The 24,997-nt window shown below is 67.8% G+C and carries 24 protein-coding genes; 15 read left to right on the top strand and 9 right to left on the bottom strand.

The window, feature by feature from the left end; translation table 11 throughout:
• The first annotated feature begins 579 nt into the window (after positions 1–579).
• From FG99_RS01880 to rssC, 3 genes are all read left to right on the top strand, one after another.
• On the top strand, positions 580–1,284 hold the full coding sequence (locus tag FG99_RS01880) for an MlaA family lipoprotein (RefSeq protein WP_043266912.1): 705 nt from the start codon (positions 580–582) through the stop codon (positions 1,282–1,284).
• Between the two features lie 170 nt (positions 1,285–1,454).
• Positions 1,455–2,639: a two-component system response regulator RssB gene (rssB, locus tag FG99_RS01875; RefSeq protein WP_043266910.1), complete on the top strand. Its 1,185-nt coding sequence runs from the start codon at positions 1,455–1,457 to the stop codon at positions 2,637–2,639.
• Entirely contained in the window at positions 2,636–3,118 is a 483-nt protein-coding gene (gene rssC, locus FG99_RS01870; protein ID WP_043266908.1) for an anti-sigma factor antagonist RssC, read from the top strand. The genes rssB and rssC overlap by 4 nt, the downstream gene beginning before the upstream one ends.
• A 76-nt stretch (positions 3,119–3,194) precedes the next feature.
• Here the strand turns inward: rssC and tal are convergent, their stop codons facing one another.
• Both tal and dusA read right to left on the bottom strand, forming a co-directional pair.
• Positions 3,195–4,115 carry a transaldolase gene (tal, locus tag FG99_RS01865; RefSeq protein WP_009619159.1) on the bottom strand — a complete coding sequence of 307 codons (921 nt, stop codon included), beginning with the start codon at positions 4,113–4,115 and terminating at the stop codon, positions 3,195–3,197.
• A 63-nt stretch (positions 4,116–4,178) separates the two neighbouring features.
• Positions 4,179–5,150 carry a tRNA dihydrouridine(20/20a) synthase DusA gene (dusA, locus tag FG99_RS01860; protein ID WP_051878354.1) on the bottom strand — a complete coding sequence of 324 codons (972 nt, stop codon included), beginning with the start codon at positions 5,148–5,150 and terminating at the stop codon, positions 4,179–4,181.
• 284 nt (positions 5,151–5,434) lie between these two features.
• Here dusA and FG99_RS01855 point away from each other — a divergent pair, with 284 nt between their 5' ends.
• Entirely contained in the window at positions 5,435–5,695 is a 261-nt protein-coding gene (locus FG99_RS01855) for a hypothetical protein (RefSeq protein ID WP_043315376.1), read from the top strand.
• Between the two features lie 59 nt (positions 5,696–5,754).
• Here the strand turns inward: FG99_RS01855 and FG99_RS31890 are convergent, their stop codons facing one another.
• Positions 5,755–6,270 (bottom strand): hypothetical protein, encoded by a 516-nt coding sequence (locus FG99_RS31890; protein ID WP_043266903.1) that lies wholly within the window; start codon positions 6,268–6,270, stop codon positions 5,755–5,757.
• A gap of 963 nt (positions 6,271–7,233) precedes the next feature.
• On the opposite strand from FG99_RS31890, the gene FG99_RS01845 reads away from it, so the two are divergent.
• Positions 7,234–8,289: an OmpA family protein gene (locus FG99_RS01845; RefSeq protein ID WP_043266902.1), complete on the top strand. Its 1,056-nt coding sequence runs from the start codon at positions 7,234–7,236 to the stop codon at positions 8,287–8,289.
• Positions 8,290–8,627: 338 nt separating this feature from the next.
• Here FG99_RS01845 and FG99_RS01840 read toward each other — a convergent pair whose 3' ends face one another.
• On the bottom strand, positions 8,628–9,164 hold the full coding sequence (locus FG99_RS01840; RefSeq protein WP_043266900.1) for a C40 family peptidase: 537 nt from the start codon (positions 9,162–9,164) through the stop codon (positions 8,628–8,630).
• A gap of 342 nt (positions 9,165–9,506) precedes the next feature.
• Here FG99_RS01840 and FG99_RS01835 point away from each other — a divergent pair, with 342 nt between their 5' ends.
• Positions 9,507–10,073, top strand: a complete 567-nt coding sequence (locus tag FG99_RS01835; protein WP_043266898.1) for a DUF4124 domain-containing protein — start codon at positions 9,507–9,509, stop codon at positions 10,071–10,073.
• Positions 10,074–10,080: 7 nt separating this feature from the next.
• Here FG99_RS01835 and FG99_RS31885 read toward each other — a convergent pair whose 3' ends face one another.
• Together FG99_RS31885 and FG99_RS01830 are read right to left on the bottom strand one after the other, a co-directional pair.
• Complete coding sequence (locus FG99_RS31885) at positions 10,081–10,455, bottom strand: hypothetical protein (protein ID WP_141766131.1); 375 nt, start codon at positions 10,453–10,455, stop codon at positions 10,081–10,083.
• A gap of 11 nt (positions 10,456–10,466) precedes the next feature.
• On the bottom strand, positions 10,467–10,754 hold the full coding sequence (locus tag FG99_RS01830) for a colicin Z C-terminal domain-related protein (protein ID WP_043266896.1): 288 nt from the start codon (positions 10,752–10,754) through the stop codon (positions 10,467–10,469).
• Positions 10,755–11,140: 386 nt separating this feature from the next.
• Here FG99_RS01830 and FG99_RS01825 point away from each other — a divergent pair, with 386 nt between their 5' ends.
• On the top strand, positions 11,141–12,763 hold the full coding sequence (locus FG99_RS01825; protein ID WP_043266894.1) for a methyl-accepting chemotaxis protein: 1,623 nt from the start codon (positions 11,141–11,143) through the stop codon (positions 12,761–12,763).
• 391 nt (positions 12,764–13,154) lie between these two features.
• Here FG99_RS01825 and FG99_RS01820 read toward each other — a convergent pair whose 3' ends face one another.
• Together FG99_RS01820 and FG99_RS01815 are read right to left on the bottom strand one after the other, a co-directional pair.
• Positions 13,155–13,898 (bottom strand): TorF family putative porin, encoded by a 744-nt coding sequence (locus FG99_RS01820; RefSeq protein WP_043266892.1) that lies wholly within the window; start codon positions 13,896–13,898, stop codon positions 13,155–13,157.
• A gap of 149 nt (positions 13,899–14,047) precedes the next feature.
• On the bottom strand, positions 14,048–15,805 hold the full coding sequence (locus tag FG99_RS01815; RefSeq protein ID WP_043266889.1) for an amidohydrolase: 1,758 nt from the start codon (positions 15,803–15,805) through the stop codon (positions 14,048–14,050).
• A gap of 115 nt (positions 15,806–15,920) precedes the next feature.
• Between FG99_RS01815 and FG99_RS01810 the strand changes: the two genes are divergently transcribed.
• The gene (locus FG99_RS01810) at positions 15,921–16,832 is read left to right on the top strand and encodes a LysR family transcriptional regulator (RefSeq protein ID WP_043266887.1); all 912 of its coding nucleotides are present in this window, start codon (positions 15,921–15,923) and stop codon (positions 16,830–16,832) included.
• Here FG99_RS01810 and FG99_RS01805 read toward each other — a convergent pair.
• Positions 16,829–17,836: an AraC family transcriptional regulator gene (locus FG99_RS01805; protein WP_043266885.1), complete on the bottom strand. Its 1,008-nt coding sequence runs from the start codon at positions 17,834–17,836 to the stop codon at positions 16,829–16,831. The two genes, FG99_RS01810 and FG99_RS01805, sit on opposite strands and share 4 nt — an antisense overlap.
• A 153-nt stretch (positions 17,837–17,989) precedes the next feature.
• Here FG99_RS01805 and FG99_RS01800 point away from each other — a divergent pair, with 153 nt between their 5' ends.
• From FG99_RS01800 to FG99_RS01770, 7 genes are all read left to right on the top strand, one after another.
• Entirely contained in the window at positions 17,990–19,465 is a 1,476-nt protein-coding gene (locus FG99_RS01800; protein WP_043266883.1) for a flavin-containing monooxygenase, read from the top strand.
• The gene (locus FG99_RS01795; RefSeq protein WP_043266881.1) at positions 19,449–20,390 is read left to right on the top strand and encodes an alpha/beta hydrolase; all 942 of its coding nucleotides are present in this window, start codon (positions 19,449–19,451) and stop codon (positions 20,388–20,390) included. Before FG99_RS01800 ends, FG99_RS01795 begins: the two co-directional genes overlap by 17 nt.
• Positions 20,390–21,151: an SDR family oxidoreductase gene (locus tag FG99_RS01790; protein WP_043266879.1), complete on the top strand. Its 762-nt coding sequence runs from the start codon at positions 20,390–20,392 to the stop codon at positions 21,149–21,151. The genes FG99_RS01795 and FG99_RS01790 overlap by 1 nt, the downstream gene beginning before the upstream one ends.
• A gap of 106 nt (positions 21,152–21,257) precedes the next feature.
• Positions 21,258–22,157 (top strand): DMT family transporter, encoded by a 900-nt coding sequence (locus FG99_RS01785; RefSeq protein ID WP_043266877.1) that lies wholly within the window; start codon positions 21,258–21,260, stop codon positions 22,155–22,157.
• Between the two features lie 235 nt (positions 22,158–22,392).
• A complete protein-coding gene (locus FG99_RS01780; RefSeq protein WP_009619201.1) occupies positions 22,393–22,734 on the top strand; it encodes a ribonuclease E inhibitor RraB in 342 nt (113 codons plus the stop codon).
• Between the two features lie 163 nt (positions 22,735–22,897).
• On the top strand, positions 22,898–23,602 hold the full coding sequence (locus tag FG99_RS01775; RefSeq protein WP_043266875.1) for a type 1 glutamine amidotransferase: 705 nt from the start codon (positions 22,898–22,900) through the stop codon (positions 23,600–23,602).
• 102 nt (positions 23,603–23,704) lie between these two features.
• Entirely contained in the window at positions 23,705–24,784 is a 1,080-nt protein-coding gene (locus FG99_RS01770; protein ID WP_043266873.1) for a PAS domain-containing protein, read from the top strand.
• Positions 24,785–24,997 lie beyond the last annotated feature (213 nt).

The following is a 24,997-nucleotide window of genomic DNA, read 5'->3' as shown; positions in this document are numbered from 1 at the left end:
AAGAGCGCCCTCACCCCAGCCCTCTCCCGGAGGGAGAGGGGGCCATTCGTGCCACCGGGGCATCCGGCGTGGCCGGTGAGCCAATCGCGGACGAAGTCCGCTCCTACGCCGGTGCTTCCAGTAGCGTAGGGCGAATAACCGTTCGCGGTTATCCGCCGCCTCACCTTTCTCATCGACTCTGCCTCGGTCGGTCCGGGGGAATGCGCGACCAGCGCCAGGCTCGACACCGAGCGGGCCGGTAACCAAGGTCAAACGGCGGATAACGCCGTAGGCGTTATGCGCCCTACGGATTTCCAGGGAGCTTTGGGTGCTGGCCCAGCACCGCAGCCCCTGGCAAACACCGTTCGCGAGCAAGCTCGCTCCTACGAAGAGCCTTCCAACCCGGTCGGCAAGAGCGTCGCATCGGCACAAAAGCTGGCTCTTGGCTATCGTGAGGGGAGGGCGGCGCTTCCGGCCGCGCGCCGGGTGCGAAGGCGTTAGAAACAATCCGATGTCTGCAAATCGAACTTGGAACTATATACTGCGCAGCGGTTCGAGGCCGCGGCGGCGGCCTCATGAGACTTTCAAAGGAGAAACCCGATGCGCCCACACGGCGTCAACTGGATGCAGCGCACCGCTCGCCTGCTGGCCGGAGCCAGCCTGGTCATGCTCCCCTTCCTGGCCCAGGCCGCGAGCGAGGACGACCCCTGGGAGAGCGTCAACCGCCCGATCTTCGTGTTCAACGACACCCTCGACACCTATGCGCTCAAGCCCCTGGCGCAGGGTTACCAGAAGGTAACGCCGAATTTCGTGCAGGACGGCATCCACAACTTCTTCAGCAACATCGGCGACGTGCGCAACCTGGCCAACGACCTGCTGCAAGGCAAGCTCGAGCACGCCGGCGTCGACACCAGCCGCCTGCTGTTCAATACCACCTTCGGCCTGGCCGGCTTCATCGACGTGGCCACCCGCATGGGTCTGCAGCGCAACGACGAGGACTTCGGCCAGACCCTCGGCTACTGGGGCGTGGGCAGTGGCCCCTACGTGATGCTGCCGCTGCTGGGGCCGAGCACCCTGCGCGACGCGCCGTCGAAGATCCCGGACGCCTATACCGGCATGTACCCGTACATCGACGACGTGTCCGTGCGCAACAGCCTCCGCGCCGTGGACGTGGTCGACACCCGCGCCGACCTGCTCAGGTCCGAGAAGCTGATTTCCGGCGACAAGTACACCTTCATCCGCAACGCCTACCTGCAGAACCGCGAGTTCAAGGTCAAGGACGGCCAGGTCGAAGACGACTTCTGACACACCCGCCACCCATCCGCCCCGGGGCTGCCGCAAGCGCGCCGTGCCGCCGTCTTGAACCCTGGGGCGGATGGGAGTAGTGTCTGCGCCTTGTCGCACCCGACCCGCGCCGTTTTCATAGCCATGCGCGCCCACTTCACCACCTCCGGCGCCGTTTGCCTGGATAACCCATGCACAAACCCAGTGCCACGCTGCTGATCATCGATGACGACGAGGCCGTTCGCGAAAGCCTCGCGGCCTACCTGGAAGACAGTGGTTTCAAAGTCCTGCAGGCGACCAACGGCCAGCAGGGCCTGCAGGTCTTCCAGCACGAACTGCCCGACCTGGTCATCTGTGACCTGCGCATGCCGCAGATGGACGGCCTGGAGCTGATCCGCCGGGTCAGCGCGATGGCGGTGGAAACGCCGGTCATCGTGCTTTCCGGGGCCGGGGTGATGAGCGACGTGGTCGAGGCCCTGCGCCTGGGCGCCGCGGACTACCTGATCAAGCCCCTGGAAGACCTGGCCGTGCTGGAGCACTCGGTGCGCCGCGCCCTGGACCGCGCCTACCTGCGTTCGGAGAACCGCCGCTACCGCGAGAAGCTGGAAGCCGCCAACCGCGAGCTGCAGGCCAGCCTGAACCTGCTGCAGGAAGACCAGAACGCCGGGCGCCAGGTGCAGATGAACATGCTGCCGGTGACGCCCTGGGAAGCCGAGGGGCTGAAGTTCGCCCACCAGATCATCCCGTCGCTGTACCTGTCCGGCGACTTCGTCGACTACTTCCGCGTCGACGAGCGGCGCATCGGCTTCTACCTGGCCGACGTCTCCGGCCATGGCGCCTCATCGGCGTTCGTGACCGTGCTGCTGAAGTTCATGACCACCCGCCTGCTGTACGAGTCGCGGCGGGCGGGCACGCTGCCCGAGTTCAAGCCCTCCGAGGTGCTCGGGCACATCAACCGCGGGTTGATCAACACCAAGCTGGGCAAGCACGTGACCATGCTCGGCGGGGTGATCGACCTGGAAACCGATCGCCTGACCTACAGCATTGGTGGCCACCTGCCGCTGCCGGTACTCTACGTCGACGGCGAAGCACGCTACCTCGAAGGCCGCGGCCTGCCCGTGGGCCTGTTCGAGGACGCCACCTACGACGACCGGACCATGGACCTGCCCAGGTCCTTCAGCCTGTCGTTGTTCTCCGACGGCATACTGGATGTGCTGCCCGGGGCTACATTGAAAGAAAAGGAGACGGCCCTGCCCGAGCAGGTCGTCGCCGCCGGCGGGACGCTGGACGGCCTGCGCCAGGTCTTCGGGCTGGCCAAGTTGTCCGAGATGCCGGATGATATCGCCTTGCTGGTGTTGAGCAGGAACCTTGCATGAGTACCGGTAAAATCCAGTTCGCCGAGCAGGATGGCTCATTCGTCCTGAAGTTCGTGGGCGAAGTCCGACTGACCCTGTGTTCGGCGCTGGATGCCACCATTGAAAAAATCTTCGCCGCGTTGAATTTCACGGCGATCATCATCGATCTCACGGAAACCCAGAGCATCGACAGCACCACCCTGGGCCTGCTGGCCAAGCTGTCGATCCTCTCGCGGCAGAAGGTGGGGCTGTTGCCGACCCTGGTGACCACCAACCCGGACATCACCCGGTTGCTGCAGTCCATGGGCTTCGACCAGGTGTTCAACATCGTCGACCGGCCCATCCCCTGCACGGACTGCCTCACCGACCTGCCGCCCCAGGACCAGTCCGAGGAAGTGGTGCGCAGCAAGGTGCTGGAGGCCCACCGCATCCTCATGGGCCTGAACGAGTCCAACCGTGAAGCCTTCCACGACCTGGTGAGTGCCCTCGAGCACCACTGATCCGCGCGAAGCCCGTCGATAGATAGAACGCAAACCGGCGCCCTGGGGCGCCGGTTCGTTTTGCTGCGCGTGGGTTTCAGCGGCCGCCGAGCAGGGCTTCCAGCTTCTCCTGGTCGCGGGCGAACAGGCGGATGCCCTCGGCCAGCTTTTCGGTGGCCATGGCGTCCTCGTTCATCTGCCAGCGGAAGGCGCTCTCGTCCAGCACCTGGCGCGCCTCGCCGCCGCCGGGCTGCAGGGTGCGCGGCAGCTCGCCCTGGGCGTCGGCCAGTTGCTGCAGCAGGTCCGGGCTGATGGTCAGGCGGTCGCAGCCGGCCAGTTGCTCGATCTGCCCGAGGTTGCGGAAGCTCGCGCCCATCACCACGGTGCGGTAGCCGTTGGCCTTGTAATAGCGGTAGATGCGCGACACCGACTGCACGCCCGGGTCCTCGGCGCCGACGTAGTCGCGGGCGTTGGCCTTCTTGTACCAGTCGTAGATGCGGCCGACGAAGGGCGAGATGAGGAACACCCCGGCGTCGGCGCAGGCCGCGGCCTGGGCGAAGGAGAACAGCAGGGTGAGGTTGGTCTGGATGCCGTCGCGCTCCAGCTGTTCGGCGGCGCGGATGCCTTCCCAGGTGGAGGCGATCTTGATCAGCACGCGATCCTTGCCGACGCCTTGTTCGTCGTACAGCTCGACCAGCCGGCGGGCGCGGGCCAGGGTGTCCTCGGTGTCGAAGGACAGGCGAGCGTCCACTTCGGTGGAGACGCGCCCGGGGATGACCCCGAGGATGTCCTTGCCCACCGCCACGGCGAAGCGGTCGCAGGCCAGGCCCGCGTCGCCGCCGCTGGCCGCGGTGGCGCGGGCCAGGTGCTCGGCGTAGCGGGGCAGGGCGGCGGCCTTGAGCAGCAGCGAGGGGTTGGTGGTGGCATCCACCGGCTTCAGGCGGGCAATGGCGTCGAAATCGCCGGTATCGGCGACGACGGTGGTGTACTGCTTCAGTTGTTCCAGCTTGGAGGTCATGGCAGGTCTTCCGAGTGCGATCCCCATGACCTTACCCGAGCGCAACCCCGCGCTCAACGGGACCTAGCGGCCAGCGAGAAGTTCGATGGCCTGGTCGAGCACCCGCAGCGGATCGGCGGCCTTGTGCACGTCCACCGAAAGCAGCTGGCGGAAGCGCCGGGCGCCGGGGAAACCCTGGCCAAGGCCGAGCACGTGACGTGTCACATGGTGCATGGCGCCGCCCTCGGCGATGTGCCGCTGGATGTACGGGCGCATCCGCGCCAGGGCCTCGGCACGGCTGATCGTGGGGGACTCGGCGCCGTACAGCGCGGCGTCCACCTGGGCCAGCAGGTAGGGGTTGTGATAGGCCTCGCGGCCGAGCATCACGCCGTCGAAGGTGCGCAGGTGCTCCTGGCATTCGGCCAGGGTCTTGATGCCGCCGTTGAGGACGATCTCCAGGTCCGGGAAGTCGCGCTTGAGCTGCGCCGCCACCTCGTAGCGCAGCGGCGGAACCTCGCGGTTCTCCTTGGGCGAGAGGCCTTCGAGGATGGCGATGCGCGCATGCACGGTGAAACTGCGGCAGCCGGCCTCGCGCACCTGGCCGACGAAGTCGCACAGCTCGGCATAGCTGTCGCGCCCGTTGATGCCGATGCGGTGCTTGACCGTGACCGGAATGGAAACCGCCTCGCGCATGGCCAGGACGCACTCGGCCACCAGCGCCGGATGGGCCATCAGGCAGGCGCCGATCATATTGTGCTGCACCCGGTCGCTGGGGCAGCCGACGTTCAGGTTGACCTCGTCGTAACCCGCAGCCTCCGCCAGCTTCGCCGCCGCCGCCAGCTCGGCCGGCACGCTGCCGCCCAGCTGCAGCGCCAGCGGGTGCTCGCACTCGTCATGGCGCAGGAAGCGCGCGGCATCGCCATGCAGCAAGGCCCCGGTGGTGACCATCTCGGTGTAGAGCAGGGCATGGCTCGACAGCTGGCGCAGGAAGAACCGGCAGTGGCGGTCGGTCCAGTCCATCATCGGTGCCACGGAAAATCTATGGGAAAAATTCATTTAAAATCAGTATTCGGCATGAAAAAACGCCCGATAAAGGGCGTTTGGGGACGTCGCGGGCAACCGGTGTCGCCAGATGGCGCCTAGTATACCTCGGTTGGTTGAGCCCTATAGGCATTGCCATTCGCCGAAGCCGGGGCCGACGTAATGTCGGACGCTGCAGCGTCGGCTGTCGTAGTCGTCGAACACTTCCACCTCGATGGCCGGGGTTCCGGTCTTGGCGAAGAACGTGTAGATGCGCCCTGGAGTACCTGCCCAACGCGCTGGTCTACAGATGGGTGCCGGTGTACCTGCAGAAGGGCCTGGGCATGACGCCGCTGCAATCGGGCTGCACGGCGATGGCGGCGACCCTCGGCGTGATCGTGTTCAACCTCGGCGTTTCGGCCTGGTCGCGGCGCCTGCTCAAGCGCGGCGTGCCGATGCAGACAGCGCAGGTGCGCCTGCCGGTGGTCTGCGCGCTGCTCGGCCTGCGCCTGATCGCCCCCGAGCGCACCCGCCAGGTGCTGCACGGCAGCGCCGCCACGGACCTGCCCGCCACGGCATGAGCCGCGGCGGCCGGCCGCCGCCCCCTGACCACCCGCTGCCCGGGCGCGATGGCGAGCCGCTAGCCCTCGACGTGGCCCGCGACGGCACGGAAGATGCCGGAGGCGAGCGAGCCCTGGCGGGCGCCGATCTGGTCGATGGCATGGGTGATCTGCGGCGGCTCGGCGGACAGCGGAGCGACGTTCAGTGCCGCAAGTTGTACGGGGGCCGCGGCGTCGCCGGTTTGGGGCTCCAGCTCCGCGGCGGGGGCGATTTCGGCGGAAGGCAGCAGCAGGCCCAGAACCGGGCTGACCACCTGCTGTTCAGTGGCGCTCGCTGCCTGCAGGTCGAAGGCGACCGGGCCTTGCTGCGGGTCGTCCTGGCCCATCACGGCGCGCAGGAGTTCGCCGTCGTGCTTGAGGACATGCAGGCGGGCGTCGTGGCTGAAGAACTGCTCGAACTTCAGCGCCGGGCGGGCTTGCTCCTGGGATCGGAAAGCCAGCAGCAGGTCTTCTCCGGAGCGTTCGGCAACCAGCGCATCGCTCAGGGAGGCATGCTGGGGCTCCTGCAATACGTACAGGTTGCCAGGCTTGCTCATCAGGACTTATTCAGGCGCGGCCTGGCTTGCATCCAGGGTATATGCCTGTATGAGGGAGTCTTCGGTCACGACCGAGAAATTTATTTTGCTATCGATCAGATTTTTCATTTAGGTACGGATAGTCAGATAGTTACAGGGTCAACCCTCTTCCCGCATCCTGCAGCAGGCGCGAACCCACAAGCGTCTCGAAAAGTGCCGATACCCGCGGGGCGGGCGGCATGAGTCTTCAGGGTCGCTTTCGGCGCTTGAGAAACAGTTCTCCGGTGGATTTCCGAAGGAGAAATTCAGCGCTGATCTGTTTAGAAGAAGTTGCGTCGTCTTGCGGGGAGAAGAGTAGGGCCGCGCCCTGCGGGGCAGGTATCTGACGAGTTCTAAAATGCCCTGGATCGGCGCCTTACTTTTCGTCAATTCGATATGCCGGGATCGCGCAGCCTGCGGGATGGCCGCCTCGGAAAGGGCCGTTTCATGCGCCTCCGCTGGCGGTGATATCGGGATCGGCTTGATGGCCGCCGCTACTGGGTCGATGCACTTCCTGCGCGCTTTCTGAAGTCAATGTCCGCTGATAGGCCTGGAAGATAATCCGCGTTCTTCCAGTCAGGGCTGTTGGGGGCCGGGTTCAAGATGATCGCGGTGTGTAGTGGCAGGGAGGGTTGGCCGCTGGGGTGGCCGTACTTGGCGGAATCGTGGAGCGAAGAATTCAGACGGCGTCGCATGGTGTTGCCGGAGTTCACCTGGATACCATCCTGGCTGCCCGGAACCGGTTCGGGACCTGCCGATAGCATTTGCTTGGCTTGAAACGAGTTGAATAGCGCCGGTCTTGCCTCGTGGATATTTCGAGAAAAAGACTCCAGGAAATGGAACTTCGCCCCTGTCGTGGATGAAAGATTCACACTCGTTCATCTGGTGTGGGTCTTCGGCTGTTGCTTGAACCTGTGCCCTGTATTTATTGAAAGGATCGCGTGAATGAAATCGAGAAACACCTTAGGCGTCGTTGTGGGTGCCGTGGTCGCCTTGTCTGCCATGGATGGCTTCGCCCAAGGCCGGAATTCGGTCGAGGTCGAGGCTTTCGGCAAGCGCTACTTCACCGACAGCAATCGCAACATGCAGAACGGCGACCTGTACGGCGGCTCCCTCGGCTACTTCCTGACCGACGACGTCGAGCTGGCGCTGTCCTACGGTGAATACCACGACCTGCGCGGCACCTCCGCCAGCGGCAATGCCAAGGTGCATGGCAGCCTGGCCTCGCTGGACGCCATCTACCACTTCGGCGCTCCCGGCGCGGGCCTGCGCCCGTACCTGTCCGCCGGCATCGGCCACCAGAGCCTGACCAACGTCAACAGCGAGAACGGCGGCCGTCAGAACCTGACCATGGCCAACATCGGCGCCGGCCTGAAGTACTACTTCACCGAGAACTTCTATGCCAGGGCCGGCCTCGACGGCCAGTACGGCCTGGAGAGGCGCGACAACGGCCACCAGGGCGAGTGGATGGCCGGCGTCGGCGTCGGCCTGAACTTCGGCGGCGGTTCCAAGCCGGCCCCGGCGACCGAGCCGGTCGCCGACGTCTGCTCCGACGAGGACCACGACGGCGTCTGCGACAACGTCGACAAGTGCCCGAACACCCCGGCCAACGTCACCGTCGACGCCAGCGGCTGCCCGGTCGTGGCCGAGGCCGTGCGCGTCCAGCTGGACGTCAAGTTCGACTTCGACAAGTCCAGGGTCAAGCAGAACAGCTACGTGGACATCAAGAACCTGGCCGACTTCATGAAGCAGTACCCGTCCACCAGCACCACCGTTGAAGGCCACACCGACTCCGTCGGCACCGACGCTTACAACCAGAGGCTGTCCGAGCGTCGCGCCAACGCCGTTCGTGACGTGCTGGTCAACGAGTACGGCGTGGAAGGCGGCCGCGTGAGCGCCGTGGGTTATGGTGAGAGCCGCCCGGTCGCTGACAACGGCACCGCCGAAGGCCGCGCCGTCAACCGTCGCGTGGAAGCCGAAGTGGAAGCACAGGCCAAGTGATGATCGGCCTGAGCTGACGAGTCAACCCGATCGAGGCTGCAATGCCGTTCACTTGAGCGGAGCAGCCTTTCCATCCACTGGATCGGGACCTTCACCGCCCAGGGCCTCGATGGCCCCGGGCGGTGATCCAGCAGCAAGCCCCCCCCGATACCAGCCCTCAACGCAGGCAAACGCCTTTCCATCGCCAAACGCATCCCGCCACGTCGGTAGGGGCTCGGTTGGGCATCCGGAGAAGATCGGCAACCCAGGCCTGCGCCCTCGGCTCCGCAGGCGCTTCCGGCGCTATTCCGTTGGTCTCACTACGTCTACGCCCGCACCTGTGCGGTGATGTTTTTCTGTCAGCCGCTGAAGTTGCGCGCGGTGACGTAGGCCCGCTTCCAGTAGGGGGACGCGAGGGAGTCGATGCGGATCTTCTTGCCCGTGCTGGGTGCATGAATGAAGCGGTTGTCGCCGATGTAGAGGCCGACGTGGCTGGCTCTATCGCTGCCGTTGTGGCTGAAGAACACGGCGTCGCCGGGTTGCAGTTCGTGGCGGGCGATAGTCGCATCGCGCCGTGCAATCATCGACCGCGTGGTGCGTGGCAGGCGCTGGTCGGCGACGCTGCGATACAGGTAGACCAACAGGCCGCTGCAATCGAACCCGGTTTCCTCCGATTCGCCGCCCCAGCGGTAGCGCTGGCCGACGAGCTGGTGCGCGCGGGCGACGATGAGCTGGCGCGTGTCCGGATTGACGGCGCCGGGCTGGCCTGTCGGCGCCTGCTGGGCCGATGCGGGCGCGTAGCGGCGCCACTGCGGGGTACCGAGGTCATCGGCATGGGCGAGGGGAACGATCAGCATGAGAAGTAAAAGAGCGATAAACCAATGAAGAGCACGCATTTCGGAACACTACGGGGCGAAGGTTGAGTCGTGGCGTGATCCTTCTGCTGGCAAGCCTGCACCGGGCCCTGGTCCGCGCGGACGAGGGAGGCATGGGTGATGCAGAGCTGGCCGCTACTTCCCTGGTAGCTGCTGGGGCTCTCCAGTATTCGTGCCGGCCAGGGCAGGCCCTGGCGGCGTGGCAGGTGCGGGCTCGGTGAAGGGACGCTGGCAGAAAGCACGGAGCCCCCGGCGTGGGTTATTCCTGGCGATGCGGTTAGGATTTCGTGTATCGGCCTTGGAACTTTCGCCGGCGCGGCGGTCTGAGGTGTCAATCTGCCATTGATCAACCAGGGAGGCTGTATGAAGGGTGTTCTCGTTGCTGTTCCGCTGCTGTTCTGCGCCGCCTGGGCGCAGGCGGATACGATCTACAAATGCGTCGATGCGCAGGGCAAGGTGACTTTCACCAAGCAGGCCTGCCCCAACGGCGGCAACGCCGGCGTCGAGCTGAACGTGGAGAACCGCCGGCCCAGTGGCGGCGGCGAGGGGGCGGTGATGGCGCAGCCGGCGCTTCAGGCGCCGACTGCGGATTACGCTCCGGCGGGGGCTTATCCGGCGCAGCAGCCGGCGGCCCCGGCGCCGGCCGGTGGTACGCGGGTGACCGTGGTGGGCGGCTCGGAGGAGCGGCCGGGCTGCTCCACCGGGCTTTCCGAGCGCGACCTGCGGACCGCCATGGTGCGCAAGGAAATCGTCCCGGGCATGAGCCGCAAGGAGATCGAGAGCATGTTCGGCACCCCGAGCAAGCAGGCCAGCGCCCACGGCGCCGGCAGCAGCACCTACTGGAACGACAAGTACCTGAACTTCTTCAGCATCAACTACGACGCCAATGGCTGCGTGGTGAACAGCTACCAGTCCGGTTCATCTCAATAAGTCGGGTTTATCGAGGTGGAGACAGCAAGCGCTCGACCTCGATTGCCAGCTTTGTATCCGGACTGGAGATTCTCAGGCTTCTGGCCTGAAACTCGCCAAGGATCGGCAATGATCTCGACAGATATTGTCCTTTGACCGAAACGGAAAGCAGGGCACCTCGCTCTGCATTCAGGAAACCGGCCAGTGAAGTTGCACAAGGATCGGTCAGTTCGACCTGTACATAGGCATGCCGCTCAAGGTCGTGTGATACCTCGGAGCGTTTGACGCATTCTCGTGTCAGCAGATAGCTGCGATTCTCGACACTGAACAGGACCCCTTCCTCAGCGGTGCTGGCGCAGGCCGCAACCAGAAGCATTGCGGGAAGCAGGATGGTCTTTTTCATCTCGGTATTCCCTAACGAACGGTAATGGCAATCACTTGCCCGACGCTGTGGCTTCTGAACCTGATCCGAGATACACAGACGCAGATGCCGCTGGTGAAATTGTGTGTTCCCGGGCCAACGACGATATCGCTCATTTCAGTGCCTCCCTGGAAATAGCGAATCTCGGCGTCGAAGGTCGAACTGCCTGAAATAGTTTCGAATTCGACTTTGTAAGAGAGTGGGCCCCCCATCTGTTCGCCGATGACTATCCAGGGTCCCCAGGCCCGCGCCGGCGGAGCCCAGCCTTCCAATTGGTTCATGGACGTCTCCTTTTGCTGTTCTGAAGCCAAGGAGCCGAAAATGACATGTCGCTTGCTTTTGTCATGCCTTGCAGCATTGCATCCGATTATTCGCTTTTTATCTCGGATGGCCGGGGACTAGGCGCTGTAGGAATTGCTGTCGGGAACGCTAATTCCTCCGCCGGCTCTCCACTTCCTTGGTCGGCAGTTTCCTGTGCTCAGGGGCTCGGTAAGGCTGTGGATCGAAGCGCAACAGTGCACCGCCCCGCAATGACAGCCACACTACCGACTAAGGGACGATAGCCGCGGCCGGCAAATGGTCGCCTAATGGCCCTGACAACAATAATTCAGGGCCTGCGCCAACCCGGGTGTTCCACGGGGCGGGCGATGGCTGGAGAGGTGCCCTCATGGACCCGACGCGTTCGCGCATCTTCCTCGTTCTTTCCCTGCAGACCACCGGCCTTCTCGCGCTGTTCATCGCCCAGTCGCTGGGCGGCTGGCCGCTGTCGCTGTGCCTGCTGCTCGGTTTCGCGTTGCTCTGGCTGCCGTGGTTCGTCGGCCAGCGGCGCAGCCTGCCCGGCGTATCCGCCGCCGCGCCGGAGCTGGCCGCGCTGACCCGCGATCTGTCCCGCAGCACCAGCCACAATGCGCTGTCCGCCGCCGGCGTGTCCTACTCGGTGCAGCGCCTGGTGGAGCGCCTGGAGTCGCAACTGGCGGCGGCCGAGCAGATCGTCGGCAGCGCCGAGGTGATGATCCACACCGAGCGCGCCACCTCTTCCCTGGCGCGCCAGGCCATGGACGCCGCCACCCAGGCCCGCGCCGGCAGCGATGTCGGGCGCAGCGAGCTGCAGCAGGCCATCGCCCGCATGCACCAGCTCAGCGGTCGCGCCGGTGAAAGCCGCGCGCTGATCGAGGCGCTGAGCCAGCGCAGCGAGGACATCCAGCGCGTTACCCAGGTGATCCAGTCCATCGCCAGCCAGACCAACCTGCTGGCCCTCAACGCCGCCATCGAGGCGGCCCGCGCCGGCGAGCACGGCCGCGGTTTCGCGGTGGTCGCCGACGAGGTGCGCGGGCTGGCCGCGCGCACCGCCGAGGCCACCGAGGAGGTGGGGCAGATGGTCGAGGACATCCAGCAGCGCACCGCCCAGGTCGCCGAGCAGATTCTCCAACTGGCCGCCGACCTCGACGAAGGCGTGGCCCAGGTGGAGCGCACCGGCGGGCAGCTGGAAGGCATCGCCGGGCTGGCCGCCGGCGTCGAGCGGCAGATCACCGAGATCGCCGAGGGCGCGGAGATCAACCGCCATCAACTGGACAACCTGTTCGCCGCGGTGGAGCGCATGCGCGCCGACATCCGCGTCAGCGACGAGCAGACCCACCGCCTGGCCGACGCCGCTGTGCACCTGGAGGCCCAGGCCGAGGCCATCAGCGAGCGCCTGGCCGAAGTGGGCCTGGACGACTATCACCAGCGCGTCTACGACCTGGCCCGCGAAGGCGCATCGAGCATAGGCGCGCGCTTCGCCGCCGACCTGGAGGACGGGCGGATTTCCGCCGAGGACCTGTTCGACCGCCACTACCAGCCGATCCCGGGCACCGAGCCGCAGAAGTACAGCACGCGTTTCGACCGCTACACCGACGAGGTGCTGCCGAAGATCCAGGAAGACCTGCTGCAGCGCCACGAGGGCCTGGTGTTCGCCATCGCCTGCACCGCCGAGGGCTACGTGCCGACGCACAACCGCGCCTTCGCCCAGGCACCGACCGGCGACCCCGAGGTGGACCGCCTGAAGAGCCGCAGCAAGCGCCTGTTCGACGACCGCACCGGCATCCGCTGTGGCAGCCACCAGCAGGCGCTGCTGTTGCAGACCTACTGCCGTGACACCGGCGAGCAGATGCACGACCTGTCGGTGCCGATCTTCGTCAACGGCCGCCACTGGGGCGGCCTGCGCCTGGGCTACCGGCCCGAGAGCATGCCGCTGAGCGAGACGCCGGCGCTGCGCAGCCCAGGCCGGCGCGAGGCCGCCTCGGCCCGGTGAGAGCCGGGGGAAGCAAAAAAGGCCGTGCATCCGAGGATGTGCGGCCTTTTCGTTTGAGTCAGGGCGGAGCGGATCTCATCCGCGAATCGCGCCGGGATGTCCGGCTATCGCGGACAGAGTCCTACGAAGAGCAGCTCGGCGCACGCAGGGGAATGGAATGGGGCACCGTAGGGCGCATAACCGTTCGCGGTTATCCGCCGTCGGCGTTATGCGCCCCACACATTGTAGGAGCAATTGTCTTGCCGGCTACGCCGAGGTGTTTTTCGTAGGATGGGTTGAGCTTGCGAAACCCATGCAGTCGGGGGTGATGGGTATCGCTTCGCTCAACGCCATCCTACGACGGCTCGCGAATGGGGACCGCTCGTGCCACCGGGCGCGACCCGCCGCGACCTCAGAACCGCTTCGTCGCCCGCGCCACCACGGTTGCCGTGCAGATGTCCTTGAACCCCTGCCAGTTGAAGCATTCGCTCTGCGACAGGTCGGTGTCGATGTAGCTCAGCGACCAGTCGATGCCGGCGAACTCCCTGTCCAGGCGCGCCTCCCATTCGTGGTAGGTGCTGCGCGTGCCGCCGTCGCCGGCGAGGTACAGCGGGTCCTTGGCGTCGTTGCGGCCGTAGCGCAGCTTGGCCTGGAAGCCGGCCGGCAGTTCGAAGCCGTAGCCGACGTAGCTGTAGAGCTGGCTCTGGTCCTTGCCGACGTAGGTGGTGATGTCCTTCGAGTAGTAGCTGGCCAGCTCGAAGCCGTAGGCGTTGAGGACGGCGTAGACCTCGCTCTGGTTGAACTGGCCTTCCTTCGGGTAGCGGTACTGGATGTAGCCCAGGTCCAGGCTCGCCGCGTCGGTGGCCTGCCAGTACCAGCCGGCGTAGTAGTCCAGCTCCTGGCGCGTCTTCAGGCCGTAGCCGAAGTCGACGTTGGAGCTCCACACGCCCAGGTACAGGCCGCTGCTGTGCTGCAGGGTGGCGGCGGCCTGGATGGCCGGGTCGTTCTGCGTCTGCGAGATGCCGCGGGTGCGGTAGTCGCTGGCCAGGGTGGCCTCCAACTGGACCGAGAGGTCCTCGGTCAGCTCCAGCGCATGGCTGCTGGCGAAAGGCGCGCAGGCGAGCGCCGCGCCGAGGACGAGTGCTTTGTACTTCATGGACTTACCCTTTGTTGTGCTTGTGTGGGCTGTGCTTGTGTGGGCAGGAAAAAAGCCCGCGCAGCCCCCTCCCGCCGGCGAGCCGGGAAGCGAAGGGGAAGGGGCGGCGGGAAGGGCCGGGCTTCAGCCCGGCAGTGGAGCGAACGGCGTCAGAGCGCTTCCTGGCCGTCGGCGCGGTAGACCTCGCGGCCGCCGAACAGGGTGTGCAGCACCTTGGCCTCGCCCAGTTCGGCGTCGGGGACGCTGAACAGGTCGCGGTCGAGCACCACCAGGTCGGCCTGCTTGCCGGGGGCCAGGCTGCCGATATTCTCGCCCAGGCCTATGGCCTTCGCGGCATTGGCGGTGTACGCGTAGAACATGGCCTGGCGGTCGATGCGCTGCTCGGGGTTGAGCACGCCCTTCGGGCCCTGGCGCGTCACCGCCTGGTACATGGCCTTCAGCGGGTCGGGGGTGGACACCGGCCAGTCGCTGGCCCCGGCTATGGTGGCGCCGGCGTCCAGCAGCGATTTGGCCGGGTACATGTAGCGGAAGGCGTCGTCGGCGATGTAGGGCTTGACCAGGTCGAGGGTGTAGTCCTCGGCGGTGGCCCAGTCCAGCTGCATCGAGGCGATCACGCCCAGCAGCCTGAAGCGCGGGAAGTCCGCCGGGTTGACCAGTTGCAGGTGGGTGATGGAGTGGGCGACGCCGCTTTGCCGGTCCTTGCGCGCCTGGGCGATGCCGTTGAGCGACTCGCGCACCGCGCGGTCGCCGATGGCGTGGATGTGCACCAGCCAGCCGCGGGCGTCGGCGGCGCTGACCAGCTCGCCGAAGTGCCGCGGATCGAGCAGCAGCTCGCCGGGCTTGTGCAGGTTGCTGTAGTTCTCCAGCAGCGCGGCGGACTGCGCCGGATATTCCAGCACGCCGTCGGCGAATACCTTGATGCCCGGCAGGCTCAGGTTGGGGATGCCCTGGAACTGCTGGCGCACCTTGTCGATCACCGCCAGGTCCGCCGGGCGGCTCTTCGGGTTGACCACCAGCAGCGCGGCGACATGGGCGCTGAGTTGGCCCTGTTGCGCCAGGTCGCGGTACACCGGCAGCACGCCGACGGTGTGCTCCGTGGGCTTGATGTCGAACAGCGCCTGGCCCGGGCTGCCGTTGGCTGCCGGGTCCATCCAGGCGGTGATGCCCAGGCTGTTGTTGTACCGCACGGCGGCCAGGCCGGCGCGGTCGAGGGTCTGCTGGTCGGCGGCGGGCATGGCCGCGGCGATGCGGTCGAAGCCGGAGTCGACGACGAAGCCGCTGGGGGTGAAGTCCTTGGCGTGGCCGATGTTCTGCTGCTCGGTGGCCGGCAGCGAGCGCACCAGCGCCGCGTCCAGCCTGGCGCGGCGCAGCATGGCGGCGTTGGCCCAGGCGGTGTGGTGGTCGCTGCCGATGAGCACGATGGGCACCTGCGCCCATTCGCCGGCATTGAAAATCTTCGCCAGCCCCTCGGCCTGGGACCAGTAGCTGGAGTGCATGCCGTTCAGCACCAGGATGTCGCCGACCCGGGCCTTGCCGTTGTCGCGGGCCTCGCGCAGGCGTTGCGCCAGCTCGTCGAGGCCGACCTGCTCGTCCTCCATGCTCGCGGCGATCAGCTCCAGGCCGCCGAAGATGGCGTGCGAGTGGCTGTCGATGAAACCGGGCATCAGCAGCTTGCCGCCCAGGTCCACCTGGCGGCTGTGGGCGTCGGCTAGGGCGCGCACTTCCTGGTCGCTGCCGACCTTCAGCACCTTGTCGCCGGCGATGGCCAGCGCCTGTTGCAGCGGCTGCCCGGGTTCGGCGGTGAAGACCTTGGCGTTGTACAGGATCAGGTCGGCGGTTTGTGCGTGGGCTTCCAAAGTGCCCAGTGCGATTGCGACAGCGAGTGCGCCCTTGATGAGCCTTCGCATGCTTCCCCCTTGCTTGGTGGTTGATTTTTATTGGTCTGGGCAAGAGGCTAATGGCCCGGAGCTAGTTCCCGAAAGCCAGTCGCTGGCACAAGACTTGTGAAAATCTGGAAAGAATATGGACAGGTTCAGTAGCCTCGCCCTTTTCGTCGCCTGCGCCGAGACCGGCAGTTTCAGCCGCGCCGCCGAGCAACTGGGCAAGACGCCCTCGGCGGTGACCAAGGCCATCGGCCAACTGGAGGCCAGCCTCGGCGCCCGCCTGTTCGAGCGCACCACCCGCAGCATGGCGCTGACCGAGGCCGGGCAGCTGTACCTGGACAGCGCCCGCGAGGTGCTGGCGCGCATGCACGAGACCGCCGAGGAGATCGGCCAGTTGCAGCACAGCCTGCGCGGCAGCCTGCGGATCACCGCGCCGCTGGCCTTCGGCGCGGCCTTCCTCAACGATGTCTGCGCCGACTTCCTCATCCAGCACCCGCAGCTGCGCCTGCAGGTGGACCTGAGCGACAGCTACGTCGACCTGCTCGACGGCCGCTACGACCTGGCCCTGCGCCTGGGCCACAGCAACCTGCCGGGGCTGATCGTGCGGCCGCTGGTGGAGAACCGCCTGGTGCTCTGCGCCAGCCCCGAGTACCTGGCGCGCCGCGGCGAGCCCCGGCACCCGCTGGAGCTGGCCGAGCACGACCGCCTGACCTACTGGCACCCGGCGCTGGACACCCGCTGGTGGCTGGAGCGCGACGGCGAGCGCTTCTCCATCCTGCGCGAGGGGCGCATGAGCAGCGACAACCACGAACTGCTGCTGGCCGCCTGCCTCAAGGGCAGGGGCCTGATGCCCTGCCCGCTGTGGAGCGTCCAGCCCTACCTGCGCGACGGGCGCCTGCGCAGCGTGCTGGAGGACTACCACTTCGACCCCGACGCCTTCGGCCAGCGCATCCTTGCCGTCTACCCCAGCCACAGGCGCGCCACGCGCAAGATCCTCGCCTTCATCGAGCACCTGGAAGAGGCCCTGCGCCAACTCGGCATCGAGGCCTAGCGCCCGCGGAAACGCCCCGGCGGCACGCCCTTCCAGCGCTTGAAGGCATGGATGAAGTTGGACACCTCGCCATAGCCCAGGCGCTCGGCGATCTCCTCCAGGCGGATGACGCCGGTGCCCAGCAGTTCCTCGGCCAGGGCCTGGCGCACCTCGTCGAGCAGGGCGCGGTAGCTGCTGCCCTCGTCCTGCAGGCGGCGGCGCAGGGTGCGCGAGGTCATGTGCAGTTCTTCCGCCACCTGCTCCATGTCCGGCAGGCGCCCGGGCGTGCGCAGCAGGCGGTCGCGGATGCGCCCGGCCAGGCCGCCCAGTTCCTGGCGGCGGGCCAGCAGCGCGCGGCACTCTTCCTCGCAGTGCCGCGCCACCTGCGGGTTGGCGCCGGGCAGCGGCAGGTCGAGGGCGGCGCTGGCGAAGACGATGCGGTTGGCGGGCTGGCCGAACGCCGGTTCCACGCCCAGTTCGGCCAGGTACAGGCTGCCGTCGGCAGGCCGGGGACGGCGGAATTCGGCGCGCAGGATCGGCAGCGGGCGCCCGGTGAGGTCGCGCTGGATGCGCAGCACGCCGCCCAGGTCGCGTTCGCAGGCGAAGGCGCGGGTGTCCTCCGGCACGCCGCTGTCGTCCAGCAGCAGGTGGGCCTCGGCGCCGTCCTCCTGCAATTCCAGGCGGGTGAACACGTAGGTCAGCCCCAGGTAGCGCAGGCCGAGGAGGGCGGCGCTGCGGAAGGTCGGGCTGCTGAGCAGGGCGAAACCCCAGATGCCGTAGGCGTTCAGGTGATAGCGCAGGCCGGCCTGCAGGCCGCTGCCGGCGGGCAGCCGCTGCGCCAGGTTGCGCAGCACCTGCAACTCGCAGGCGGCGTCGATCTCGCGGGCCGGGTCGGCGAGCACCGCCAGGTCCAGGCCGCTGCCGTGCAGGCAGTCCTCCAGCGCCAGGCTGTGGTCGAGGCCGAACTGGGTGAGCAGTTGCACGCTCAGGGCGCTGCGGCGGCTGGGCCGGGGCTGGTCGGGCATCGCGGGCTCCGTCTTGTCCGGAAATCACAATTTAATGTCCGACTATGCCATAAACCGGCGCCGCCGGCGGCACTAGCCTATGCTCATCCGCCAGCGCGGCGGATGACGGCAGGCCCCGCGCGGCCGCCGTCCAGCCAAACCGGGAGCACAACAATGCACAATACTTCCCGTGATCCGGCACCCTTGCGCGTGCTGATCATCGGCGCCGGCTTCGGCGGCCTGGGCCTGGCCGTCCGCTTGCAGCAGGCCGGCATCCACGACTACCTGATCCTCGAAAAGGCCGCCGACGTCGGCGGTGTGTGGCGCGAGAACAGCTACCCCGGCGCCGCCTGCGACGTGCCTTCGCACCTGTATTCCTTTTCCTTCGAGCCCAAGGCCGACTGGAGCCGCAAGTTTGCCCCGCAGGGGGAAATCCTCGACTACCTGCGTCACTGCGCCGACAAGTACGGCCTGCGTGAACGCATCCGCTTCGGCTGCGAGGCGGTGGATGCCCGCTTCGACGAGGCCGCCGGGGAGTGGCAGGTGCGCTGCGCCGACGGCCAGACGCTGCGCGCCCGCGCCCTGGTCTGCGCCACCGGCCAGCTGAGCCGGCCGCTGTACCCGCGCATCGCCGGGCTCGACGACTTCAAGGGCGTGGCCTTCCACTCGGCGCGCTGGGACCACCGCGCCGACCTGCGCGGCAAGCGCGTGGCGGTGATCGGCACCGGCGCCAGCGCCATCCAGTTCGTCCCGCGCATCGCCCCGCAGGTGGCCGAACTGCTGCTGTTCCAGCGCAGCGCGCCCTACGTGATCGCCAAGCCGGACCGCCCCTACGCCGCCTGGGAACGCCGCCTGAAGGCGCGCCTGCCCTGGCTGCAGCGCCTGGACCGCGGCCTCAAGTACCTGCAGCACGAGGCGCGGGTACTGGCCTTTTCCACCTTCCCGCCGCTGATGAAGTTCATGCAGCTGAGCTTCCGCCTGAACCTGCGCCGCGGCATCGCCGACGCGCAGCTGCGCCGGCGGCTGATCCCGGACTACCCGCTGGGCTGCAAGCGCATCCTTATCAGCAACGACTACTACCCGGCGCTGGCGCGGGACAACGTGCGGGTGATCGACAGCGGCATCGAGCGGGTGACCGGGGACGCCGTCGTCACCCGCGACGGCCAGCGCCACCCGGTGGACGCCATCGTCTTCGGCACCGGCTTCGCCGCCACCGAGTTCCTCGCCCCGCTGCGCGTCCAGGGCCTGGGCGGGCGCTGGCTGGAACAGGCCTGGGCCGGGGGCGCCGAGGCCTACAAGGGCATCAGCGTCGCCGGTTTCCCCAACCTGTTCATCCTCTACGGGCCGAACACCAACCTGGGGCACAACTCCATCGTCTACATGCTGGAGAGCCAGTTCCCCTACGTGCTGGCCTGCCTGCGCCACCTGGACCGCCAGGGTCTGCGCTACCTGGACGTGAAGCCCGAGGTGCAGCGCGCCTACAACCAGGCCCTGCAGCACGGCCTGCAGCACACCGTGTGGGAGAGCGGCTGCGACAGCTGGTACAAGACCGCCGCCGGCCGCAACACCAACAATTGGCCGGGCTTCACCTTCCGCTATCGCCAACAGACCCGCCAGCCGGAGTTCGCCGACTATGAATGCGCCCGTTGAGTTCGCACCGCCCGTTTCCACCTCGCAGCGCCTGCTCGCCGGCCTGCTGCGCGGCACCCTGCGCCTGCTGTTCCGCGGGCTGATGCGCCCGTCGATCCCGGTGTCGATGCAGCGCCGGGTGCTCAATGCGCTCACCGCCGCGACCCTGACCCCGCGCGGCGTGCAGCGCAGCGCGGAAGTCATCGCCGGGGTGCCCTGCGAATGGCAGCGCGCGGGCCAGAGCGAAGGCCGCACGCTGCTCTACCTGCACGGCGGGGCCTACCTGGTGGGCTCGCCGGCCACGCACCGGGCGATCACCGCCAACCTGGCGCGCCTGGGCCGCCTCGATGTGTGCGCGGCGGACTACCGCCTGGCGCCGGAGCACCGCTTCCCGGCGCCGCTGGAAGATGCCCTGGCGGTGTACCAGGCGCTGCTGGCGCGCGGCCAGGACCCGGCGCGGCTGGCCGTGGCCGGGGATTCGGCCGGCGGCCACCTGACCCTGCAGCTGGCCGTGGCGCTGAAGGAGCGCGGCCTGCCGCTGCCCGGCGCGCTGGTGGTGTTCTCGCCGGTCACCGACGTCAGTTGCAGCCAGTGGCACCAGCCAAAAGCCGGCGACCCGCTGATCAGCCGCGCCTGGGTGGACAGCGCCATCGCGATGTTCTGCCCGCCCGGCGTGGCGCGCGACTCGGCGCAGCTGTCGCCGCTGTTCGCCGACCTGGCCGGGTTGCCGCCGCTGCTGATCCAGGTCGGCGAGGACGAGGTGCTGCGCAACGACAGCCTGCGTCTGGCCGGCGCGGCGCGTAAGCGGGGAGTGGACGTCACCCTGCAGCGCTACCGCGACTGCTGGCACGTGTTCCAGGCCCACGCCGGGGTGCTGCGCATCGCCGACCAGGCCCTGGGCGAGGTGGCGGGCTTCCTCGGCCGGCACCTCGGGGGAGGGCGCTGATGCACGGCATCCTGATCACCGGGGCGGCTTCGGGCATAGGCGCGGCCAGCGCGCGGCTGTTCCATGCCCGCGGCTGGCGCGTCGGCCTGCTGGACATGAACGCCGAGGCATTGGCCGGGCTCGCCGCCGAATTGGGCGGCGCCTGGCAGCGGGCGCTGGACGTGACCGATGCGGCGGCGGTGCGCGCGGCCGTGGCGGACTTCGTCGGCGCCGGCGACGGCCGCCTGCGTCTGCTGTTCAACTGCGCCGGCATCCTGCGCTTCGGCCGCTTCGAGGAAATCCCCGCGCAGGACCACGCCCGCCTGCTGGCGATCAACGTGCAGGGCCTGCTCAACTGCTGCCACGCCGCTTTCGAGCACCTCAAGGCCACCCCCGGCGCCCAGGTGCTGAACATGGGCTCGGCCTCGGGGCTGTATGGGGTGCCGGAGATGGCCACCTACTCGGCCTCGAAGTTCGCCGTGCGCGGCTTCACCGAGGCGCTGGAGCTGGAGTGGCGGCGCCATGGCATCCGCGTCGCCGACCTGATGCCGCCCTTCGTGCGCACGCCCATGGTCACCAGCCAGGGCTACGAGCCGCCGGTGCTGCGCCGCCTGGGCGTGCGCCTGAAGGCCGAGGACATCGCCGCGGCGGCCTGGCGCCAGGCCCACAGCGACAAGGTGCACCGGCCCATCGGCGCGCTGTTCCGGGCGATGTATTGGTCCGGCCAGCTGTCGCCGCCGGCGCTCAACCGCTGGGTGATGGGCTGGCTCAGCCGCGACTGACGGAAAGGGGCTTGCACCCATGGGGCGCAGCCCGGATGCTGTAGGGCTGGTCTGCAGCTGTAGGAAGTCGGCTGCCTTTCCCTTCGCCTGTCGCAAGGAAGCCGCCATGCCTTTCGCCTATTTCTGCCTGGCCTTGTCGATGCTGCTGGTCGGCGGCAACATCGCCATCGGCAAGCTGGTGCTGGAAGAACTGCCCGTCTACCTGTTCGCCCTGCTGCGCTTCCTCATCGCCAGCCTGGTGCTGCTGCCCGGCCTGGCCCTGCCGCGGGTGCGCGCGGGGCTGGATGGCGGCGCCTGCCGCGGGCTGTTCCTGCAGGCCTTCTTCGGCTGCTTCCTGTTCAGCCTGTGCATGCTGCACGGCGTGCAGCTGACCTCCGCCACCAGCGCCGGCATCATCACCAGCGCCACGCCCAGCGTCATCGCCCTGCTGGCCTGGCTGTGGCTGCGCGAGCGCCTGGAGCCGCGCGGCCTGCTGGCCATCGCCCTGGCGGTGCTGGGCATCGCCGCGCTGAACCTGCTGGAGCGCCCGGCGGGCGGCCGCAGCGGCGTGCCGGGCAATGCCCTGGTGCTGGGCGCGGTGCTCGCCGAGGCGCTGTTCGCCATCTACTCGCGGCGCCTGTCGCTGCACCTGCACCCCTGGACCATGGCCCTGGGCGTCAACCTCGCCGGGCTGCTGCTGTTCCTGCCGCTGGCGCTGCCCGAGGCGCGGGCGCTGGACTGGCGCGCGGTGCCGGCGGCGACCTGGGGCTGGACGCTGTTCTACGCCCTGAGCGCCAGCGTGCTGTCGTTCCTGCTGTGGTACCGCGGCATTTCCCGGGTGCCGGCCAGCACCGCCGGGCTGTTCACCGGGCTGATGCCGGTGGGCTCGGCGCTGGTCGGCGTGAGCCTGCTGGGCGAGCGCTTCGGCGCCGGCCACGCCCTGGGCATGGCCCTGGTGCTGGCGGCCCTGGTGCTGGCGACGCGCCCCGCGGCGCTGCCGCCCGTCGCCGCCGAACGTACCGACTGACCGGTAGGGCGGCATTCGGCCTGCATAGACGCTACTCTGAAACTGTTGGTTGCCGGCAGACGGGCCTTCCTGCCTGCCAGTTCAAGACCTTTGGCGACCAATTGGGGGACGTTGAAGCATTTTTGGCGTTTCCTGTGGCACAGCGAGTGCCCGCCGCGGGCCCGGTCGCAAGCCAGGCCCGCATCGGCTGGGAAACTAGGTGAAACCCTGAACGTCTCGAAAGGAGGTGCGTACCATGGAAAAGCCCCTCTCGGAGGATATCAGTGTCAATGTGCTGCGCCGGATGAAGGAAGGGGGCTTCGATTTCGCCCGCATTCATCCCATCGACTTCTTCGCCATCTTTCCCGATGAACAGAACGCCCGCCAGGCCGCCCGGCAATTCCGCGGCGAATCCCTGAGGGCCCAGGTCGAAGCCCGCTCCGACGGTGGCTGGAACCTGCAGATCAGCAAGGTGATGTTCGCCACCCACGCGGCGATCGGCGCATTCGAACACGACCTGGAGGAAGTCGTGGCGCCGCTCGGAGGTGTGCTCGACGGCTGGGGGGTTACCCAGGAAGTGAGCAGCCTGCGTCCCTGATCCAACACCTTCGTCTCGCCGCCAGGCCGCGTCGGCCGGCGGCTTCCCACTCCCATGAACCCCATGCGCCCGCGCCGCCGGAAGGCGGTGCGGGCCTGCCCGCGGGCGCGCTGGGGGTTATGGTCGCGCGCCTTTTGCGGCAGACTGCCGCGCGGAGGTAAGCATGACCGATATCCTGATCCTGACCCACGCCGACTTCTGCCCGCCGGGCCACCTGGCCCGCGTGCTCGACCGCGCCGGCCTGGGCTTCGAAGTGCGCCGCGCCGACCACGGCGAGCTGGACGGCTACGACCTGGAGCGCCCGAAGGCCGTGGCCATCATGGGCGGCCCCATGAGCGTGAACGACGACCTGCCCTGGCTGCGCACCGAGGTGGCGGCGCTGCGCCGCTTCATCGAGCGCCGGGTGCCGCTGATCGGCCACTGCCTGGGCGGCCAGTTGCTGGCCAAGGCCCTGGGCGCGTCCATCCGCCAGCAGGGCTACACCGAGATGGGCTGGCAGCCGATGCGCCGCCTGGAGGCCGAGAGCCCCTGGCTTGCGCACCTGCCCGAGGAATTCCCGATCTACCAGTGGCACGGCGACACCTTCGACCTGCCCGAGGGCGCCGAGCACCTGCTGTCCAGCCCCTGGTGCGCCAACCAGGGCTTCTCCTGGGGCGGCTTCGTCCTCGGCCTGCAGGGCCACCCGGAGATGACCGAGGAGCTGGTCAGCGGCTGGATCAACGGCTGGCCGCAGTACCTGGACCCCAGCCAGCCGAGCCAGGAAAGCGCCGAGGTGATGCTCGCCGACCTGCCACGCAAGGTGGCCGAGCTGAACCGCGTGGCCGAGGGCTTCTACGCCCATTGGCTGAAGCTGGCCGGCCTGGCGTGAGCCGGTGGGGCGCACGGCCGTGCGCCCCGGGGTTTGCTGTAATCCGGCGGTTTACAGCTGTGTATACTGCGGCTCCAGGCTTCTTCCAGGACAGGACCGCGTATGACGGAAAACAGCTTCGCCTTCCGCCTCAAGGAATTGCTCGAGCTCAACAAGCTGACCCTGCAGGCCGTGGCCACCGCGCTGGGCATCTCGCGTACCGCGGTGCACAAGTGGACGCGCGGCGGCGAGATCGACTACGACAACCTGCGCAAGCTGGCCGCCTTCCTCAAGGTCAACTGGATCTGGCTGCGTTATGGCGAGGAGGCGGTGCGCGACCTGCAGGCGCTGGAGCCCATCGAACTGCCGATGACCGACGTGCGCCGCCGCTACACCGCCGAGATCATGGAGAGCGAGGCGCGCATGAAGCTGGCCCAGGAGAGCGCGCGCATCGTCACCTGGGAATGGAACCTGATCAGCGACGAGGTGACCTACTCGCCCAACGTCGAGGAGGTCTACGGCTGGCCGGTGAGCCACAACCAGGACTTCTGGCCGCACCTGCCGGCCGAGGACGTGGCCGCCATGCGCGCCATGTACGACCAGGCCATCGCCGAGGGCAGCGGCTGCGAGTGCGACTTCCGCATCTACCGCCCGGACGGCGAGCTGCGCTGGATCGCCTCCCGCGCCCGGGTGATCAAGGACAGCGCCGGGCGCTCGGTGAAGATAGTCGGCATCAGCATGGACAACACCGCGCGCATGGCCGCCGAGGAAGAGCTGCGCAACAGCGAGGAGCGCTTGCGCGCCATCTTCGAGCTGACCTGGGGCGCGCTGGCCTACATCGGCCTGGACGGCACCTGGCTGCGCGTCAACGGCAGCCTCTGCGAACTGCTCGGCTACAGCGCCGAGGAGCTCTACGGCATGACCTTCCAGCAGCTCACCCACCCCGACGACCTGGAGCGCAGCCTGCAGCTGCTGCGCAGCATGCTGGCCGGCGAGATCGACCGCTACGTGGTGGAAAAGCGCTGCCGGCGCAAGGACGGCCGCTACGTCTGGGTGCGCGCCCGCACCTCGCTGCAGCGCCGCCGCCAGGATGGCCTGCCGGAGCACCTGATCAGCGTCTACGAAGACATAGGCCCGGCCCGTGCCGAACGCGAACGCCTGCAGGCGCGCATCGCCGAGCTGGAGGCGCAGTTGGCCGGGTAGGCGCGGGCTGCGCCCGCGATATCGCGCGCAGGGCGCGCTCCTACAGGGGAATGGCGCGGGTGGCGCAGCGTAGGAGCGGATCTCATCCGCGAATCGCGCCGGGATGTCCGGCTATCGCGGACAAGGTCCGCTCCTACGGGGAGGAATACCGTGCCCCCGGCGACCTGAAGGAGCGGGCCCTGCCCGCGAAATCGCGCGCAGGGCGCGCTCCTA

The sequence above is a fragment of the Pseudomonas sp. AAC genome, from assembly GCF_000725445.1.
Taxonomy (GTDB): Bacteria; Pseudomonadota; Gammaproteobacteria; order Pseudomonadales; family Pseudomonadaceae; genus Pseudomonas; species Pseudomonas citronellolis.
This window is presented reverse-complemented; position numbering and strand designations above follow the sequence as displayed.